The organism is Massilia sp. YIM B02763 (assembly GCF_030412015.1).
Taxonomy (GTDB): domain Bacteria; phylum Pseudomonadota; class Gammaproteobacteria; order Burkholderiales; family Burkholderiaceae_D; genus Telluria.
Window position 1 is genome coordinate 48,492 of record NZ_JASNRD010000013.1, and the last position, 15,837, is coordinate 64,328.

General features: G+C 67.3%; 15 protein-coding genes, 1 tRNA gene and 1 pseudogene. 13 read left to right on the plus strand and 4 right to left on the minus strand.

Going from position 1 to position 15,837, the window contains the following annotated elements; translation table 11 throughout:
- Positions 1-10: 10 nt before the first annotated feature.
- The 3 genes from QPK32_RS16780 to QPK32_RS16790 all read left to right on the plus strand — a co-directional run bounded on the left by QPK32_RS16780 (position 11) and on the right by QPK32_RS16790 (position 1,862).
- Positions 11-844, plus strand: a complete 834-nt coding sequence (locus tag QPK32_RS16780) for a CAP domain-containing protein (RefSeq protein ID WP_290413936.1) — start codon at positions 11-13, stop codon at positions 842-844.
- A gap of 82 nt (positions 845-926) precedes the next feature.
- Entirely contained in the window at positions 927-1,376 is a 450-nt protein-coding gene (locus QPK32_RS16785; RefSeq protein ID WP_290413937.1) for a MarR family winged helix-turn-helix transcriptional regulator, read from the plus strand.
- A 57-nt stretch (positions 1,377-1,433) separates the two neighbouring features.
- Positions 1,434-1,862 (plus strand): organic hydroperoxide resistance protein, encoded by a 429-nt coding sequence (locus QPK32_RS16790; RefSeq protein WP_290413938.1) that lies wholly within the window; start codon positions 1,434-1,436, stop codon positions 1,860-1,862.
- 91 nt (positions 1,863-1,953) lie between these two features.
- On the opposite strand, the gene QPK32_RS16795 is transcribed toward QPK32_RS16790, so the two are convergent.
- A complete protein-coding gene (locus tag QPK32_RS16795) occupies positions 1,954-3,087 on the minus strand; it encodes an NAD(P)/FAD-dependent oxidoreductase (protein WP_290413939.1) in 1,134 nt (377 codons plus the stop codon).
- 79 nt (positions 3,088-3,166) lie between these two features.
- On the opposite strand from QPK32_RS16795, the gene QPK32_RS16800 reads away from it, so the two are divergent.
- Positions 3,167-3,892 (plus strand): TetR/AcrR family transcriptional regulator, encoded by a 726-nt coding sequence (locus QPK32_RS16800; protein WP_290413940.1) that lies wholly within the window; start codon positions 3,167-3,169, stop codon positions 3,890-3,892.
- Here the strand turns inward: QPK32_RS16800 and QPK32_RS16805 are convergent.
- On the minus strand, positions 3,849-5,219 hold the full coding sequence (locus tag QPK32_RS16805) for an HD-GYP domain-containing protein (protein ID WP_290413941.1): 1,371 nt from the start codon (positions 5,217-5,219) through the stop codon (positions 3,849-3,851). The genes QPK32_RS16800 and QPK32_RS16805 overlap by 44 nt on opposite strands.
- 212 nt (positions 5,220-5,431) lie before the next feature.
- Here QPK32_RS16805 and QPK32_RS16810 point away from each other — a divergent pair, with 212 nt between their 5' ends.
- Both QPK32_RS16810 and QPK32_RS16815 read left to right on the plus strand, forming a co-directional pair.
- The gene (locus tag QPK32_RS16810) at positions 5,432-6,889 is read left to right on the plus strand and encodes a catalase (protein WP_290413942.1); all 1,458 of its coding nucleotides are present in this window, start codon (positions 5,432-5,434) and stop codon (positions 6,887-6,889) included.
- A 14-nt stretch (positions 6,890-6,903) separates the two neighbouring features.
- The gene (locus tag QPK32_RS16815) at positions 6,904-7,815 is read left to right on the plus strand and encodes a PEP-CTERM sorting domain-containing protein (RefSeq protein WP_290413943.1); all 912 of its coding nucleotides are present in this window, start codon (positions 6,904-6,906) and stop codon (positions 7,813-7,815) included.
- A gap of 9 nt (positions 7,816-7,824) precedes the next feature.
- Here the strand turns inward: QPK32_RS16815 and QPK32_RS16820 are convergent, their stop codons facing one another.
- The gene (locus tag QPK32_RS16820; RefSeq protein ID WP_290413944.1) at positions 7,825-8,517 is read right to left on the minus strand and encodes an alpha/beta fold hydrolase; all 693 of its coding nucleotides are present in this window, start codon (positions 8,515-8,517) and stop codon (positions 7,825-7,827) included.
- A gap of 198 nt (positions 8,518-8,715) precedes the next feature.
- Between QPK32_RS16820 and QPK32_RS26715 the strand changes: the two genes are divergently transcribed.
- From QPK32_RS26715 to QPK32_RS16850, 6 genes are all read left to right on the plus strand, one after another.
- A complete protein-coding gene (locus QPK32_RS26715) occupies positions 8,716-10,455 on the plus strand; it encodes a methyl-accepting chemotaxis protein (RefSeq protein WP_290413945.1) in 1,740 nt (579 codons plus the stop codon).
- Positions 10,456-10,560: 105 nt separating this feature from the next.
- Positions 10,561-11,046 (plus strand): acyl-CoA thioesterase, encoded by a 486-nt coding sequence (locus tag QPK32_RS16830; RefSeq protein WP_290413946.1) that lies wholly within the window; start codon positions 10,561-10,563, stop codon positions 11,044-11,046.
- 490 nt (positions 11,047-11,536) lie between these two features.
- Complete coding sequence (locus QPK32_RS16835; RefSeq protein ID WP_290413947.1) at positions 11,537-12,172, plus strand: choice-of-anchor J family PEP-CTERM protein; 636 nt, start codon at positions 11,537-11,539, stop codon at positions 12,170-12,172.
- A gap of 20 nt (positions 12,173-12,192) precedes the next feature.
- Positions 12,193-12,600: a post-PEP-CTERM-1 domain-containing protein gene (locus QPK32_RS16840; protein ID WP_290413948.1), complete on the plus strand. Its 408-nt coding sequence runs from the start codon at positions 12,193-12,195 to the stop codon at positions 12,598-12,600.
- Between the two features lie 3 nt (positions 12,601-12,603).
- Entirely contained in the window at positions 12,604-14,088 is a 1,485-nt protein-coding gene (locus QPK32_RS16845; protein WP_290413949.1) for a PA domain-containing protein, read from the plus strand.
- Positions 14,089-14,195: 107 nt separating this feature from the next.
- Positions 14,196-14,271, plus strand: a tRNA-Phe gene (locus QPK32_RS16850).
- 75 nt (positions 14,272-14,346) lie between these two features.
- Here QPK32_RS16850 and QPK32_RS16855 read toward each other — a convergent pair.
- A pseudogene (locus QPK32_RS16855) lies at positions 14,347-14,520 on the minus strand (alkanesulfonate monooxygenase); the annotation flags it as partial.
- A 354-nt stretch (positions 14,521-14,874) separates the two neighbouring features.
- Between QPK32_RS16855 and QPK32_RS16860 the strand changes: the two are divergent.
- Positions 14,875-15,801, plus strand: coding sequence for a PEP-CTERM sorting domain-containing protein (locus QPK32_RS16860; protein WP_290413950.1), 927 nt, complete (start codon positions 14,875-14,877; stop codon positions 15,799-15,801).
- The last annotated feature ends 36 nt before the right edge of the window (positions 15,802-15,837 follow it).

Here is a 15,837-nt window from a genome sequence, read left to right on the forward strand (position 1 = left end):
GTGGGGCCGTATGAGATCCCTTTCCTGTCTTGTCCTTCTCTCGATCGCCGCCTTCTCCGCGCCTGCCCGCGCCGACGAACTGGCCGACCTCGTCAACGCCTACCGCGCCGCGCCCGGCGATTGCAAGGGCGGCGCCCCCGCGCCCGCGCTGGCGGTCGAACCCGTGTTGTCGAACGTGCGCATCGGCGTGGGCACCTTCCTCGAATCGCGCCTGCGCCAGCTCGGCTACCGCGCGGAGCGGGCCGAGGCGATCGTCCTCACGGGGCCGCAGGATGCGCGCGCGGCAATGGACGTGCTGCGGCAGAAATACTGCGGCCGGCTCCTGGACGCCGGTTTCAGCGCGATCGGCACGGCGCATCTGGGCAACGGCTGGCAGGTCGTGCTGGCGCGTCCCGTCGTCATTCCCGACCTGCCGGACTGGCAGCAGGCCGGCCAGGAAATCCTGGCCCTCGTGAACGCGACCCGGGCCCGTCCGCGCACCTGCGGCGACCGCGCGTTCGGACCGGCGGGCCCGCTCGGCTGGAACCCGCTACTCGGCCAGGCCGCCTTCGCGCACAGCGACGACATGGCGCAGCGCCACTACTTCAGCCACCAGCAGCCGGACGGCACCGTCCCGGCCGACCGCGCCACCCGGGCCGGCTACCGCTGGCGCGTCGTCGGCGAGAACATCGCCTCCGGCCAGCGCACGCCGGCCGAGGCGATGGCCGCCTGGCTCGACAGTCCGGGCCACTGCGCCAACATCATGAATCCGAAGTTCAGCGAGATGGGCGCGGCCTACGCCATCAATCCCGGCAACGACAACCGCACCGCCTACTGGACCCAGGTGTTCGGCGCGCCCCGTTGAACCATGTTCATATACGTTCGCTATCGACCCGATTGACACAGACATATTGCGCACAATTGAATTGCGCGCTATAGTTCAACCCATGGAAACGAACGCTGCACACGAAGCCCTGCTCCTGGACAACCAGCTGTGTTTTGCACTCCATTCGGCATCGCTGGCGATGACGAAGGTGTACAAGCCCCACCTGGACCGCCTGGGCGTGACCTACCCCCAGTACCTGGCCTTGCTGGTGCTGTGGGAACGCGACGGGATCACCGTGTCCGATATCGGCGAGCGCCTGTTCCTCGATTCCGGCACCTTGACCCCGCTCTTGAAGCGGCTCGAGGCCCAGGGCCTGGTCGACAGGAGCCGCGATCCGCAGGACGAGCGCCGGGTCGTGATCCGGCTGACGGACGAGGGACGCGCGCTGAAGCAACAGGCCGCCGGTATTCCCGCCTGCATCCTGGGCGCCGCCGGCTGCAGCGTGGACGAGATCGTGAAGCTGGCCGAGGAAGTGAAGCTGCTGCGGCAGCGCCTGGCCGGTGCGCTATAGAAGATTGTTGTACTTGTTTGAATTTAACCTGAACGTAACGACAGAAAGGGAAACGCCATGACCACCAAACTCGACAAAGTCCTGTACACCGCCAAGGCCCACACCACCGGCGGCCGCGAAGGCCGTTCCGTCAGCGACGACGGCATCCTGGACGTGACCCTGCAGCCGCCGAAGGAAATGGGCGGCAAGGGCGGCGCCACCAACCCGGAACAGCTGTTCGCCGCCGGCTACTCGGCCTGCTTCATCGGCGCGATGAAATTCGTCGCCGGCCAGAAGAAGATCGCCTTCCCGGCCGACGGCGCCGTCGACGCCAGCGTCTCGATCGGCCCGATCCCCAACGGTTTCGGCCTGGCCGTGGAACTGGCCGTGAGCCTGCCGGGCCTGGACCGCGCCGTGGCGCAGGACCTGGTCGACGCCGCCCACATCGTGTGCCCGTACTCGAACGCGACCCGTGGCAACATCGACGTCAAGCTGACCCTGATCTGATCGAGCTCGCCGGACCTCGGTCCGGCAACCCGGAAGACAAAAGGCGCCGCCCGCAATGGGCCGGCGCCTTTTTTGCTACCTGGGGCCGGCGTCAGCCCATGGCCTCGCCGCCGGCGAACATCTCGAGCACGCCGGCGGGCGCACGTGGGCCGAACATCGTTTCCAGCATCGCCTCCGCCTCGCGCGCAACGCGCGCGCTGCGGACGAACATGGCGTCCTCGTAGGCGGCCGGCGCCGCCTCCACGTCGCCGGCGTGGGCGGCGATGGCGCGCCCCAGTTCGGCACCGTCCAGCAGCGCCAGGTTGGCCCCGTCTCCCGACGGCGGCATCAGGTGCGCCGCGTCACCCAGCAAGGTGACGCCTGGTACACGTTCCCAACGGTGCCCGACGGGCAGCGCGTGGATGGCGCGCGGCACGGGATCGGTATCGCTGCCCAGCACCAGGTCCCGCAGTTGCGGCGCCCAGCCCTCGAATGCGGCGGCGATGCGGGCCAGGGCCGCCGGCCGGTCGGCGAAGTCGATGGCGGCGATCCATTCCTGCGACCGTTCCAGCACCAGGTAGGCATGCAGCACGCCGCCGGGTTCGCGGTGCGCGAAGATGGCGCGTCCCGGTGCGGGCGCCATCAGCATGCCGGCACCGACCGCCCGTGCCGCCGCGGCATGGCGCGCATCGGCGTCGTGCAGCCAGGTCTCGATGAACACGAATCCCGTGTAGGCCGGCTGCGCTGCGGAGACGAGGGGCCGGATGCGCGACCAGGCGCCGTCCGCGCCCACCACCAGGTCGGCCGTCGCGCGGGTGCCGTCGGCGAACGCCAGCGCATGGCGGCCCTGCCCCAGCGCGGTCACGCCGGCCACCTTGCAGCCCCAGCGCACGGTGCCGGGCGGCAGCGATGCGATCAGGATGCGGCGCAATTCCCCGCGCGGCACCTCCGGACGGCGGAAACTGCCGTCGTCGGGCGCATCGACCAAGACCGTGCCGTCCTTGCCCAGCACCCGCGTCGCTTCGGCGCCGCGATGGACGATGGCGCCGAATTCCCGGGTCAGCCCGGCCGCGGCGAGCGCTACCTGCCCATCCTCGGCATGGATGTCCAGCATGCCGCCCTGGGGGCGCGCCTCCGGCCCGGCCTCGGCTTCGTAGACGGTCGCCGCGATGCCGTGCAGGTGCAGGACGCGGGCCAGCAGCAGGCCGCCGAGCCCGGCGCCGACGATCGCGATGGAAGTTGCCATGGTGTTGTCCTTGTCGAGTATTTTGTGGAACAGCGTTCCACTGTATTATTGGAACGATGTTCCACTAATGTCAAGCACCATGGCCACGACTACCCGGCGCACGCAACGCGGCGCTCCCTCGCTGTCGCGGGAACGCATCGTCGAGGCATCCATCGCGCTGCTGGACGAGAAAGGCGAGGAAGGCCTGACCTTCCGCGCGCTGGCCCATGCGCTCGCCACCGGTGCGGGCGCCATCTACTGGCACATCGCCGACAAGGACGACCTGCTGGACGCGGCCTGCGACGCCATCGTCGCCGCCGCGATGGCCGGCGCGGCACGAGGCGCGACAGCGCGCGCACGGATCCGCGCCGTCGGCCTGGGCATGTTCGATGCGATCGACGCGCATCCCTGGGTGGGAACGGAGCTGGCGCGCAGTCCGGCGAAGATGCCGACGGTGCGCATCCTCGAGGCATTGGGACGGCAGGTGCGCGCACTCGGCGTGCCGGAGCATGCGCTGTGGATGGCGACGTCGACGCTGCTGAACTACATCCTCGGCCTGGCCAGCCAGAATGCGGCGAACCGGCGCCTGGCGCGCGAGCGCGGCCTGGGCAGCCGGGATGGCTACCTGGACAGCGTGGCCGCCATGTGGGCCCGGCTGGACGCGCAGGACTACGCGTTCACGCGCAGCATGGGCACACAGTTACGCGCCCATGACGACCGTGACGATTTCCTGGCGGGCATCGACCTGATCCTCGACGGCATCGGCCTGCTGCGGGGAGGCGCTACGCCGCCTCCGGAAACGGCACCCGCTCCACCGCCCGCCTGAGCGCGTCGAAACACTGCGGGTCGAGTGCCGTACCGACCGTCTTGCTCATCATGTCGAGCGCCTGCGGCACCGGGATCGCGCCGCGGTAGGGGCGCGCCGCCGTGATGGCGTCGAAGATGTCGGCCGTCGTGATGATGCGCGTCTCCAGGCGGATCTCGTCCGCCCCCAGGCCGCGCGGATAACCGCTGCCGTCCAGGCGCTCGTGGTGGGCGCCGGCGATCGAGGCCAGCTCGCGGAAGGCGTCGATGCGGCCGAGGATGGTCTCGGTGAATGCGGCGTGCTGCTTGACCGCGTCCCATTCGGCGCGGTCGAGCGCGCCGGCCTTGTCGAGCACGCTGTTGCTGACGCCCAGCTTGCCCACGTCGTGCAGCAGCGCCCCGCGCTTGAGCCAGCGGCGGCGCTGCTGCGACAGGCCCAGCGTCTCGCCGATCATGTCCGTATACAGCGCCACCCGCGCACTGTGGCCGCTGGTGTAGGGGCTCTTGGCGTCCACCACCTGGCCGAAGGCGGTGGCGATGTCGTCCAGGTAGTCGTCGTCGAGCGGCTGCTGGGAACCGCCGGCGGGCTGCAGCGCGGCCACGGCATCGTCGATGCCCGGACCGGACAGCACGCTCCAGAACGCCTCATCGCGCGCGACTTCCGCGAAGGCGTCGACCAGGCGCGGGTCGAACCACTGCCCCGAACGCGCACGCACTTCGGCCAGCGCCGCCGCGCGGCCGTTCTCTGTATGGAACACGTCGATCACCTGGGCCAGCAGGGCGATGCGCGAATGGATGGGAATGTCTTCCCCGGCCAGGCGCGCCGGCTTGCCCTCGCCGTTGTAGTGCTCGTCGAGCGAATAGATGCCGTCCGAGACGCCCTGCGGGAACCGCAGCAGCGCCGCGATCTCGGCGCCGCGCTGGCAGCGCGTGGCGACCAGGTCGCGCGCGATCTCCGGACCGTCGCGCAGGATCGTCATCACGCTGCGGAAGCGCTCGGCCAGGCCGGCCTTCAGCCCCGTGTGCTTGAGCACGAAACCGAGTACCTGGGGCAGGCTGTCGCCGACCAGCTTGTAGTCGCGCTTGAAGTCCAGGTCGTCGGTCAGGTAGAGCGCGCAGATGCGCGCCGCATTGCTGCTGCAGCCCAGGTCCTTCAACAGCAGCGTGTAGTACAGCTCCCACAACTGGTCTTCCGGCAGGCCCACTTGGCGCCCGATATGTGTTCCTATCCAACAACAGCGCACGCAATGGCCGGCCGGCTGCCCTTCGGTAATGTCCAGGGCATAGCTGAGGGATCCGATCAATTCCGACAGTTTCAACGATTTTTGAGCAAAGGCAGAGGGATCCATCGCGCTTTTTGTATCTTTAATGAAATATTTGATGATTTTGAGAAATAGAGTACAACTAAGATACGTCGGCGCAGAATTTATTTTTTCTATCGACGCTATATAAATGGATAGTTTGATTAAATCGCCTTAACGCTCTACCATGATCACAAATAGCACTCAGCTATCAGGTCAAATCACTCGATAGCCCCCACCATCGTCCTGAAAGAACTGACATGAGCAAACTGACCACCGCCTCCGGCATTCCCGTCGTCGACAACCAGAATTCGATCACCGCCGGTCCGCGCGGCCCCGTGCTGCTGCAGGACTTCCACCTGATCGAGAAGCTGCAGCACTTCAACCGCGAGCGCATCCCCGAGCGCGTCGTGCACGCCAAGGGCTCGGGCGCCTTCGGCACCTTCACGGTCACCGAGGACATCACCCGCTACACCAACGCCAAGGTGTTCGCCCAGGTCGGCAAGCAGACCGAGACCTTCCTGCGCTTCTCGACTGTCGGCGGCGAAAAAGGCTCGGCCGACACCGAACGCGATCCGCGCGGCTTCGCCCTGCGCTTCTATACGGAAGACGGCAACTGGGACCTGGTCGGCAACAACACCCCGGTGTTCTTCCTGAAGGACGGCATCAAGTTCCCGGACTTCATCCACACCCAGAAGCGCGATCCGAAGAGCAACCTGAAGTCGGCCCAGATGATGTTCGACTTCTGGAGCAACACCCCGGAAAGCCTGCACCAGGTGACAACCCTGTTCTCGAACCGCGGCACCCCGGACGGCTACCGCCACATGCACGGCTTCGGCAGCCACACCTACAGCCTGATCAACGATGCCGGCGAACGCGTGTGGGTCAAGTGGCACTTCAAGACCCTGCAGGGCGTCAAGAACCTGAGCGCGGCCGAAGCGACCCGCCTGGCCGGCGCCGATCCGGACTACGCGCAGCGCGACCTGTTCAATGCCATCGCCACCGGCAACTTCCCGCGCTGGAGCGTGGAAGCGCAAATCATGAACGACGAGCAGCGCCAGGCCTGGGAAGCCAAGACCGGCTGGGATGCGTTCGATTTGACCAAGGTCTGGCCGCACGGCGACTTCCCGCGCATCAAGGTCGGCATCCTGGAACTGAACCGCAATCCGGAGAACTACCACGCCGACGTCGAGCAGGCCGCCCTGTCGCCGGGCAACATCGTGCCGGGCATGGGCTACAGCCCGGACAAGATGCTGCAGGCACGTATCTTCTCCTACCACGATGCCCAGCTGTACCGCATCGGCACCAACCACCAGTACCTGCCGGTGAACCGTCCGCGCGTCGAGGTCTACAACCAGCAGCGCGACGGCGCGATGGCGGTCGGTAACGGCGGCGCGGCGCAGAACTACGATCCCGTGCACATGGGCGGCGTGCCGGCGGCCGGCGGCTTCGGCCACGGCGATGCGGGCTGGCAGGTGGAAGGCGTGGCGGGCCGCTACGACACCCGCATGACCGACGACCACTACACCCAGGCGGGCAACCTGTTCCGCCTGCTGGACGCCGACGAGCAGCGCGACCTGATCAACAACATGGCCGGCGCGCTGAGCCAGGCCGACGCCACGGTCCAGGACCGCTGGATCGGCCACCTGGCGAAAGCCGACCCGGCCTACGGCAAGGGCGTGGCGGACGCGGTCAATCGCATCCTGAACAAGGCCTGAAACGGCAAGGGCGCATGACGGCCAGCGACAACCTGGCCGCCATGCAAGCCAAGAGGCCGCGCCGACGATTCGGCGCGGCCTTTTTCATGCGCGAGGCCGGAAGCCCCCGCTCCTGCTGCCTGCGCATTGCTGAGTTGGATAGGGACAACGCACACCGCTTATCGTGCGCCGTTGCGGCCGCCTTGCGTCAATACTGGTTCGCATCCCTGCCCTCCGGAGGCATCATGCCCAGCACGCGCGCAGCAGTGTGTGAAGTCTTGACGGCGCTTTTTGCACTCGCCTTGCCGGCGGCGGCGCTGGCCGCGCCGGTCACCGTCGTGACACACTCGACCGGCACCGCCTACGTCTACCCGACCGTGCTGTTCGCGCTCGGGCTGGAAGAGTTTCCCGAAGAAGAGGTTCTGCCGTACGAACTGACACTGACGTCCACCTTCGACTGGAACGCCCCGCTGCCGGCACGCGACGAAGGCGCATGGAACTACGGCGCGGTCGCGGTCGACTTTCGCATGGGCGACCTGCACTACCAGTATGCTGGCACGGAAACAAGTCACGTCAACCTGTACACGCCGTCCTACCTCGGCGGCGACGCGTACTTGCAGGATGTCTCGGCCAATCCCAATGGCAGCAGCTATGGCTATTCCTTCGACTTCAGCCACATGCTGCACTCCCCGGCGGGCAGCATGGGGCCGGGCGGCGCACTGACGCCGATGGCCTTCGGCGGCAACGGCAATGAGAACTCCTCGATGGGTATCACGACGTACTACATCAACGACGAGTTCATCTTCAGCTGGAGAATGCGCGGCGACGTCGACACCTATTCCGTCCAGGTCACGAGCGCCGTGCCGGAGCCTGCCGCTTACGGCCTGCTGCTCGCGGGCACGCTGACGCTGGCACTGCGCCGGCGCGCCGGCCGCGCGAGCGCATAGCGGCCGCTGTCATCGCTCCTGCGCTGCCAGCCAGGGCACGACGATCTCGAGCAGGCGCTGCGGCGCCTCGATCGGGATCATGTGGCCGCTGTCCTCGACGACCTCCAGCACGGCGCCGGGAATGGCAGCGGCCATCTCGCGCGCTTCCTCGATGCTGCGCAGCCGGTCCTGGGCGGCCGCCACGACCAGCGTGGGGCACCGGATCTCGTGCGAGCGTTCCAGGTCGCCCGGGCGGTCCAGCATCGACTGGCGCCGGAACACCTCGCCGCCCAGGCGCACGCCCATCGCGCGCACGCGCTCGATCATGGCCTCGTTGTCGCGCTGCTTCGGATGCAGCGAGCTGGCGACGGCGACGCGGCTCAAGCCGCTGAAGGCGATCGACGGCGCGGCGGCGCCGATCGCGCCCTTGCGCTTCTGCAGCGAGGGCGTGTCGGGCCGCGTGGACGTGGCAACCAGCACCAGGGCGCGCACCCGATCGGGCGCCTGGCGCGCGATCGCGCGGGCGACATAGCCGCCCATCGAAAAGCCGACCAGCAGGAACGCCGGCGGCGCCGTCTCCAGCACGCGCCGCGCCATCGCCTCGACCGAGGTGTCATGGCGCAGGTCGGCGTGCACGATGGGTCCGAAGCGCTCCAGTGCCGGCAGCATGTCGTTCCACAGGGTTTCATCGGCCATGAAGCCGGGGACGAGGAGGATAGCCATGCCGGCATCCTAGCAGATGCCCGCTCATTTGCCGGCTCATCTGCCTGCTTACCTTCCCACTTACCCGGCGGCTCATACGGAAGTATGAGTCATCTACACCTTCATGTAATTTACATCACTTTTATTGCATAACAGAATCATTTCATTCAAAATCTCATGCCTCGGGAGTAGACTTCCGCAACCCTCACAGGAACCGTCGTGAACCCATCCGCCACCTCCAGCGTACGCAACCAGCTCAGGTTCACGTTCGCCATCATCATTGCCCTGTCCTTCCTGTCGACCGCCATCGCCATCTGGCGCCTGCAGGTGCTGGCCGCCGACACGCAAGCGCTGACCCAGCGCCCGCTCGCCAAGGAACGCCTGATCTCGAGCTGGCTGCTCAATACCTCGGTGGGCGTCAAGCGTACCGCCCTGATCACCCGTGCCGCGGACACGGACCTGGCCAAGGCCTATGCCGACGAAGCGCGCGAATCGAGCGCGCGGGGCGGCGAACTGCAGAAGAAGGTCGGCGAGCTGCTCGACACGCCGGAAGAAAAGGCGGTCTTCGCCGAGATCGGCAGCGTGCGCGAGAAGTACACGGAAGCGCGCAACCGCGTCGCCAAGCTCAAGACCGAAGGCAGGAGCGACGAGGCGCTGGCCCTGTTCGACCAGGCCTATACGCCGGCCGCCAACGGCTACGTCGGCAAGATCAACGAATTGCTGGCGCTGCAGCAGCGCGCCATCGATACGCAATCGCATGCGGTGCTGACCAGCGCGGAGCTCAGCGGCGACGTGCTGGTGGCCCTGTGCCTGGCGACGCTGGTATTCAGCATCGCCGCCGGCGTACTGTTCGTGCGCGCCCTGTTCAAGCGCCTGGGCGGCGAGCCGGCAGCCGCCGCCGCGGTGGCCGCCGAGATCGCGGCCGGCAACCTGCGCGTGGACGTGCCGCGCCGCGCCGGCGACGAGGACAGCCTGATGGCCGCGCTGGAACGCATGCGCGCCAGCCTGTCCGGCATCGTCGGCCAGGTGCGCACCGGCGCCACCAGCATCGGCACCTCGATCGCGACGATGGCGGGCGAAACCCGCGACCTGTCGGCGCGCACCGAGAGCCAGGCGTCGGCACTGGAGGAAACGGCGTCGTCGATGGAAGAACTGACCCAGGCGATCGGCCACAGCGCGGCGAGCGCCGAGCAGGCCGACAGGCTGGCGGCCGATGCCGCCAAGGTGGCGCGCGAGGGCGGCACGATGGTCGGCCAGCTGGTCGAGACGATGGGCGAGATCGATGCCTCTTCCGCGCGCATCGCCGACATCATCGGCGTCATCGACGGCATCGCCTTCCAGACCAATATCCTCGCGCTGAACGCGGCGGTGGAAGCGGCGCGCGCCGGCGAACAGGGGCGCGGCTTCGCCGTCGTCGCGGCCGAGGTGCGCGCGCTGGCCCAGCGCTCGGCCGCCGCCGCCAAGGAAATCAAGGACCTGATCGACGCATCGACCCGCCGCGTCGCCGACGGCTCGACGCTGGCCGGCCGGGCCGGCCAGACCATGCAGGGCATCGTCGACGGCATCGCGCGCGTGTCGCACATCATGAACGAGATCGTCAGCTCCAGCCGCGAACAGGCCAGCGGCATCGCCCAGGTCAACCAGGCGATCATGCAGATGGATGGCAGCACGCAGCAGAACGCGGCGCTGGTCGAGCAGTCGGCCGCCGCCACCCGTTCGATGCAGGACCAGGCCGAGGCCCTGGTGGCGCAGGTGGCGCTGTTCCAGGTGGAAGGCGGCGAGCGCGCGGTAGTACCCGCCGTCGCTGTGCCGGCCGCCAGGACCGCGGCCAAGCCGGCGCTGCCGTCCGTGCGCAAGGCCGCGGCGACGTCAGCCGATAAGACGGCCACCAAGCCAACCACTAAGCCAACCACCAAGCCAGCCATGGCGGCAGCCGGCGACGACTGGGAAGCGTTCTGATCCGCTCCACCCTGCCTGCCGCGGCAACCCGTCGATCTGCCGGGTTGTCGCGGCAGGCGTTATGAGGCACCATCTGCCTTATTTCGTTTTTTCAAGAGTACCGCCATGAACCTGCCTGCCCACCAATTGACCATGACGGTCCTGATGACCCCGGATACCGCGAACTTCTCCGGCAACGTGCACGGCGGGACCATCCTGAAGCTGCTCGACCAGGTGGCCTATGCCTGCGCCAGCCGCTATGCGGGGACCTATGTCGTGACCTTGAGCGTGGACCAGGTGACGTTCCGCCAGCCGATCCACGTGGGCGAGCTGGTGACCTTCCTGGCCGCCGTCAACTACACGGGCCGCACCTCGATGGAAATCGGCATCAAGGTCGTGGCCGAGGACATCCGCAGCCAGGCCGTGCGCCACGTGAACAGCTGCTTCTTCACCATGGTGGCCGTCGGCGACGACAAGCAGCCCGTCCCCGTCCCTCCGCTGCGCCCGTTCACGCCGGACGAGCAGCGCCGCTTCGAGGAAGCCAAGGGCCGCAAGGAATTGCGCCTGGCGCTCGAACGCCAGCACGCCGAACGCGCGGCCACCCGCGGCTGATCCGCGACCAGGCGCCGTGCGCCTTCCCCTTTCCTCGCGCATGCCCGGTCCCGGTGCATGCCGCCGGGTTTTCCCCAGGACGCGCCGTCTTGGGGCAAGCCACCTCATCTTGTCGGAAATCTTTCCACTCGCCTCAGCCACGTATCCTCCGCGAATGTAACCGTTTGTAGTTCCTTGCCTCAGGGTTTCGGCACCGTCGGCAACTGTCGGTCGATTCATTCCGGAAGGAACTCAACGTTTCCTCTCCACCCCTGACAAATGCGCACAAAAACGGTGCGCAAGTGTGTTTTCGTACAAATTCGTCGATATTTTTTACATTTCGATGACATTTTCCAGGGGGCCAACGTTTTCTTATTGGAAATCAAATAGTTACTTCGGTGGCACGCTATATGCAATCCAGGTGTTTCGTGACCCGGAAGGGATAGCCCTCCCCGTCACGCAGAGGGGCACCGCAGACCCCGCTTCCAACACTTGAAGAGGCGCACTACCCATGATGATGAAGAAAGCGTTCGCCGCACTGGCACTCGCAGGGATGGCCATGTCGGCACAGGCCGGCATCGTGACCAACGAGGGATTCGACACTGTTTACGGAACCGACGGCCTGGCCGCCAAGGGCTGGCTCGGCGTGAACAACAGCAGCAGCAGCGAGCCGAACGGCTGGATCGGCGGCAATCCGGACACCTTCGCCGCCCAGTCCGGCGCCGCCACGTCCTACGTGGCCGCCAACTATCGGCTGGCCGGCGCCGACGGCACGATCAGCAGCTGGCTGCTGTCGCCGGTCTTCGACGCCACCGGCGGCGCCACCGTCACCTTCTGGCTGCGCGCGGAAGCGCTCGCCGGTTACTACGACCAGGTGAACTTCGGCTTCAACCTGAACGGCCAGTTCGTCAACATGACGCCGGTCAGCGTGGTGCCGACCGACGGCTGGACCCAGTACACGGCCGTCCTGGACGCGGGCACCGTCGGCATGGCGCGCTTCGGCGTGCAGTACGTGGGCGACTTCAACACGTCCGATTACGTGGGCCTGGACAACGTCACCATCACCAGCGTGCCGGAACCGGCCAGCCTCGCGCTGCTTGCCTTCGGCGCCTTCGGGCTGGGTATCGCGCGCCGCCGCCGCGCCTGAACAACGAACAGGAGAACACCATGTCGACACCGCATTCCCTCCAGCGCCTGCTGGGCGCCGCCAGCATCCTGGCCCTGTGCGCAGCCGCCCTGCCCGCCGCCGCGCAACAAGTCGCCGAGCCGGCCCCCCAGAGCGCCGATGCCCAGACCGTGGCCCGCGACGCCAGCACCGGCCGCCTGCGCGCCGCCACCCCGGAAGAAGTGCAGGCGCTGGCAGCGTCCAAGGCACGCGCCACGGCACGCTTCGCCGCCCCGCGCACGCTGCCCAAGACCCACGCCACCGGCGCCCGGGGCGCCCGCCTGACGGACGAGTTCCTGACCTCGTCGGTCGCCGTCCGCCAGCCCGACGGCACCCTCAAGATCGAGCACGGCACCGCCGAGACCGCGCAACAAGAAGCGCCAGCCGCCAACACCCCCGTCGTGGAGTAATTCATGCGCACCAACGTCATTTCGCACACCGTCCGCTCCCTGATCGCCGCCGGCGCCCTGACCTGCGTGGGCGCGCACGCCGCCACCATCCAGATCACCAGCCGCGACCCCGTCGGCGTCGGCTTCAACGATCCGACCCCGGTCGCACCGGTGGGCGGCAACCCCGGCACGACCCTGGGCGAGCAGCGCTGGAACGTCTACAAATACGTCGCCGGCATCTGGGAAAAGAACATCAAGAGCGACGTCACCATCACCGTCAGCGCGGGCTGGGAAGCGCTGACCTGCACGGCCACCTCGGCCACGCTGGGCAGCGCCGGCGCCTGGAACATCTGGTCCGACTTCAAGAACGCCAAGCCGGGCACCTGGTATCCGCAGGCGCTGGCCAACAAGCTGGCCGGCGTCAACCTGAGCGAAGGCTATGACGACGGCACCGGCTATGGCGGCGTCGACATCAAGACCCAGTTCAACGTCAACCTGGGCAACCCGGGCTGCCTGGACGGCTCGCCGTTCTACCTGGGCCTGGACGGCAAGGCCGGGGACAAGGTCAACTTCGTCGAAACCCTGCTGCACGAACTGGGGCACGGCCTGGGCTTCTCCGTCCTGAGCGTCTCGACCTCGAGCGGCTACCGCCTGAACGCCGACGCCAGCGCCTACGTGGCGACGGGCGGCCTGCCCAGCATCTGGGAACAGTTCATGTACGACAACACCGCAGGGAAATACTGGTTGAACATGAGCTCGGCCGAGCGCCGCGCCTCGGCGATCAATCCGCTGCAGCTGGCCTGGACCGGTCCGAACGCCGTCGCCGGCGCCAAGCAGATGCTCAAGGCGATCCCGGTCATCAAGACCGTCTCGCCGGCCGCCAACGGCAACCTGAGCATCGACTTCAATACCTCGTCGTTCGGTCCGCTGCCGCCGTCCAGCGGCACGCTCGGCACCCTGGCGCTGATCGCCGCCCAGCCAGGCGAACTCGGCCCGGGTTGCAGCGAATTCAATGCCGCCAACACCGTCGCCGTGAAAGGCAAGGTGCCCGTCATCAGCCGCGGCGGCTGCAATTTCGCGCTCAAGGTCAAGAATGCCCAGAACGCGGGCGCCGTCGGCGTCATCCTGGCCAACAACGTGGCCGGCTCGCTCGTTCCGGGCGGCACCGACGGCACCGTCACCATTCCGGCCGTGGGCGTGTCGCTGGAGGATGGCAACAAGCTGACGGCCTCGGTCGGCAGCGCCGCCCTCCTCGGCAGCCGCGCCAAGCCGGGCGTGGTCACCGTGAACCTGGGCACCGACCCGACCCGCATCGCCGGCGCCGATGCCTACGGCCGTCCGCTGCTGTACACGCCGGCCACGCTGGCCCCAGGTTCGTCGGTCTCGCACTGGGACGTCACCGCCAGCCCCAACCTGCTGATGGAGCCGAACATCAATGCGGACCTGGGCACCACGCTGGTGGCGCCGTACGACCTGACCCTGCCCCTGCTGAAGGACATCGGCTGGTAACAGGCCAGGCCCGGTCCGGCGCCACGGTGCCGGACCGGGCCCTCACAATGCATGCGATGTAGCGGGATTATGTACTTTACGTAAGCCGTGCTATAATGCGCCGCCTTGGCCTGGTAGCTCAGTTGGTAGAGCAGAGGATTGAAAATCCTTGTGTCGGTGGTTCGATTCCGCCCCGGGCCACCAAGAATCCCGCATCAGCGATGATGCAAACGACAACGCCACCCTCGGGTGGCGTTGTCGTTTGTGGCGCAGGTATTTCTACGCCGCCTTCTTCGGCAGGATATCGCTGGCCATCATCTCGCCGAACGGCCCCGTGATCGACTGTTCGCCCGCCGCCTTGCCCTTGCCCAGCAAGGGCAAGACCGGCTCGGCGAAGCGGTAGGACTCTTCCAGGTGCGGATAGCCGGACAGGATGAAGGTCTCGATGCCCAGCAGTAAGACGCTCATGGTGTGTTCCCGTTTCGACAAGGACGGCAACAGCGTAGAACGCGGCTCCCGCCACGCCAACGAAGGCTTTCGCTCATCGATATGCGTTTCGCGCTTTAATTTCGCGCTTTAACTGTCCGCGCATATCGATGGCCGGATTTCTTCGTTCACGCGGCAGCAGGTTGCGATGCAAGATGGCGTTTCGTTCAACATCGCCACGCCATGCCATGTCTTCCATCCCGCACGCTTCCCATGTTGTTTGAACGCCATGCGGTAACCGGCAGGAGTTCGCAGGATGCGCCAAAAGGGTTACACTTTGCCTGACAGAAACCCTTTCGCCGTACTGGCACGCGACATCCGATGCGTTCTTCCCATGCCCTGCGCTGTAGCGGCGCCGTCTTCCTCGCCATGCTGACGCTCGGCTGCTCGACCCGCCAGCTGCCCGCGGCCAAGCCGGCCACCACGATCCTGTTCGTCGGCAACAGCTTCACCTACGGCGATCCCGCCGGCGCGGCGCCGCTGGCCAAGATCTACCGCCCGCACACGGTCACCGACCTGAACGGCACGGGAATCGGCGGCGTGCCGGCGTTGTTCAAGGCCATGACGGAGCAGGCCGGCCTGGATTACGACGTCAGCCTGGAGACCATTCCGGGCGCCGGCCTCGACGCCCACTACGAGCAGAAGTACGACACGATCGTCAAGCCGTTCGACGTGGTGCTGCTGCAGAGCTACAGCACGCTGGATGCCCACAAGCCGGGCAATCCGGACAAGCTCGTCAAGTACACGGGCCTGCTGGCCGATGCCTTCCGCGCCCGCAATCCGAACGTCGACATCCGCCTGGTGTCGACCTGGTCGCGCGCCGACCAGGCCTACAAGCCGGACGGCGCCTGGTATGGCGCGCCGATCGAACGCATGGCGCTGGACGTACGGCGCGGCTACGACACGGCGGCGCGCGCGAACCGCCTCCGCGACGTCATCCCGGTCGGCGAAGCGTGGAACCGCGCCATCGCCGCCGGCGTGGCCGACCCCAACCCCTACGACGGCATCGCGCCGGGCCAGGTCAACCTGTGGGCGCCCGATTCCTATCACGCCAGCGTGCACGGCTACTACCTGGAAGCGCTGACGATCTTCGGCAACGTCACCGGCCGCGACCCGCGCTCGCTGGGCGCCGCCGAACCGGTCGCGCGCGAACTCGGCATCGAACCCGCCACCGCCGGCGCGCTGCAGCGGTTCGCGGCGGAGCAGCTGGAAGCCAGTCGCCTGGGCGCACGGGGTCGCTTGCCTTAAGGCCGGACTTCCAGGTACGGCAGAATGGTTTCCCAT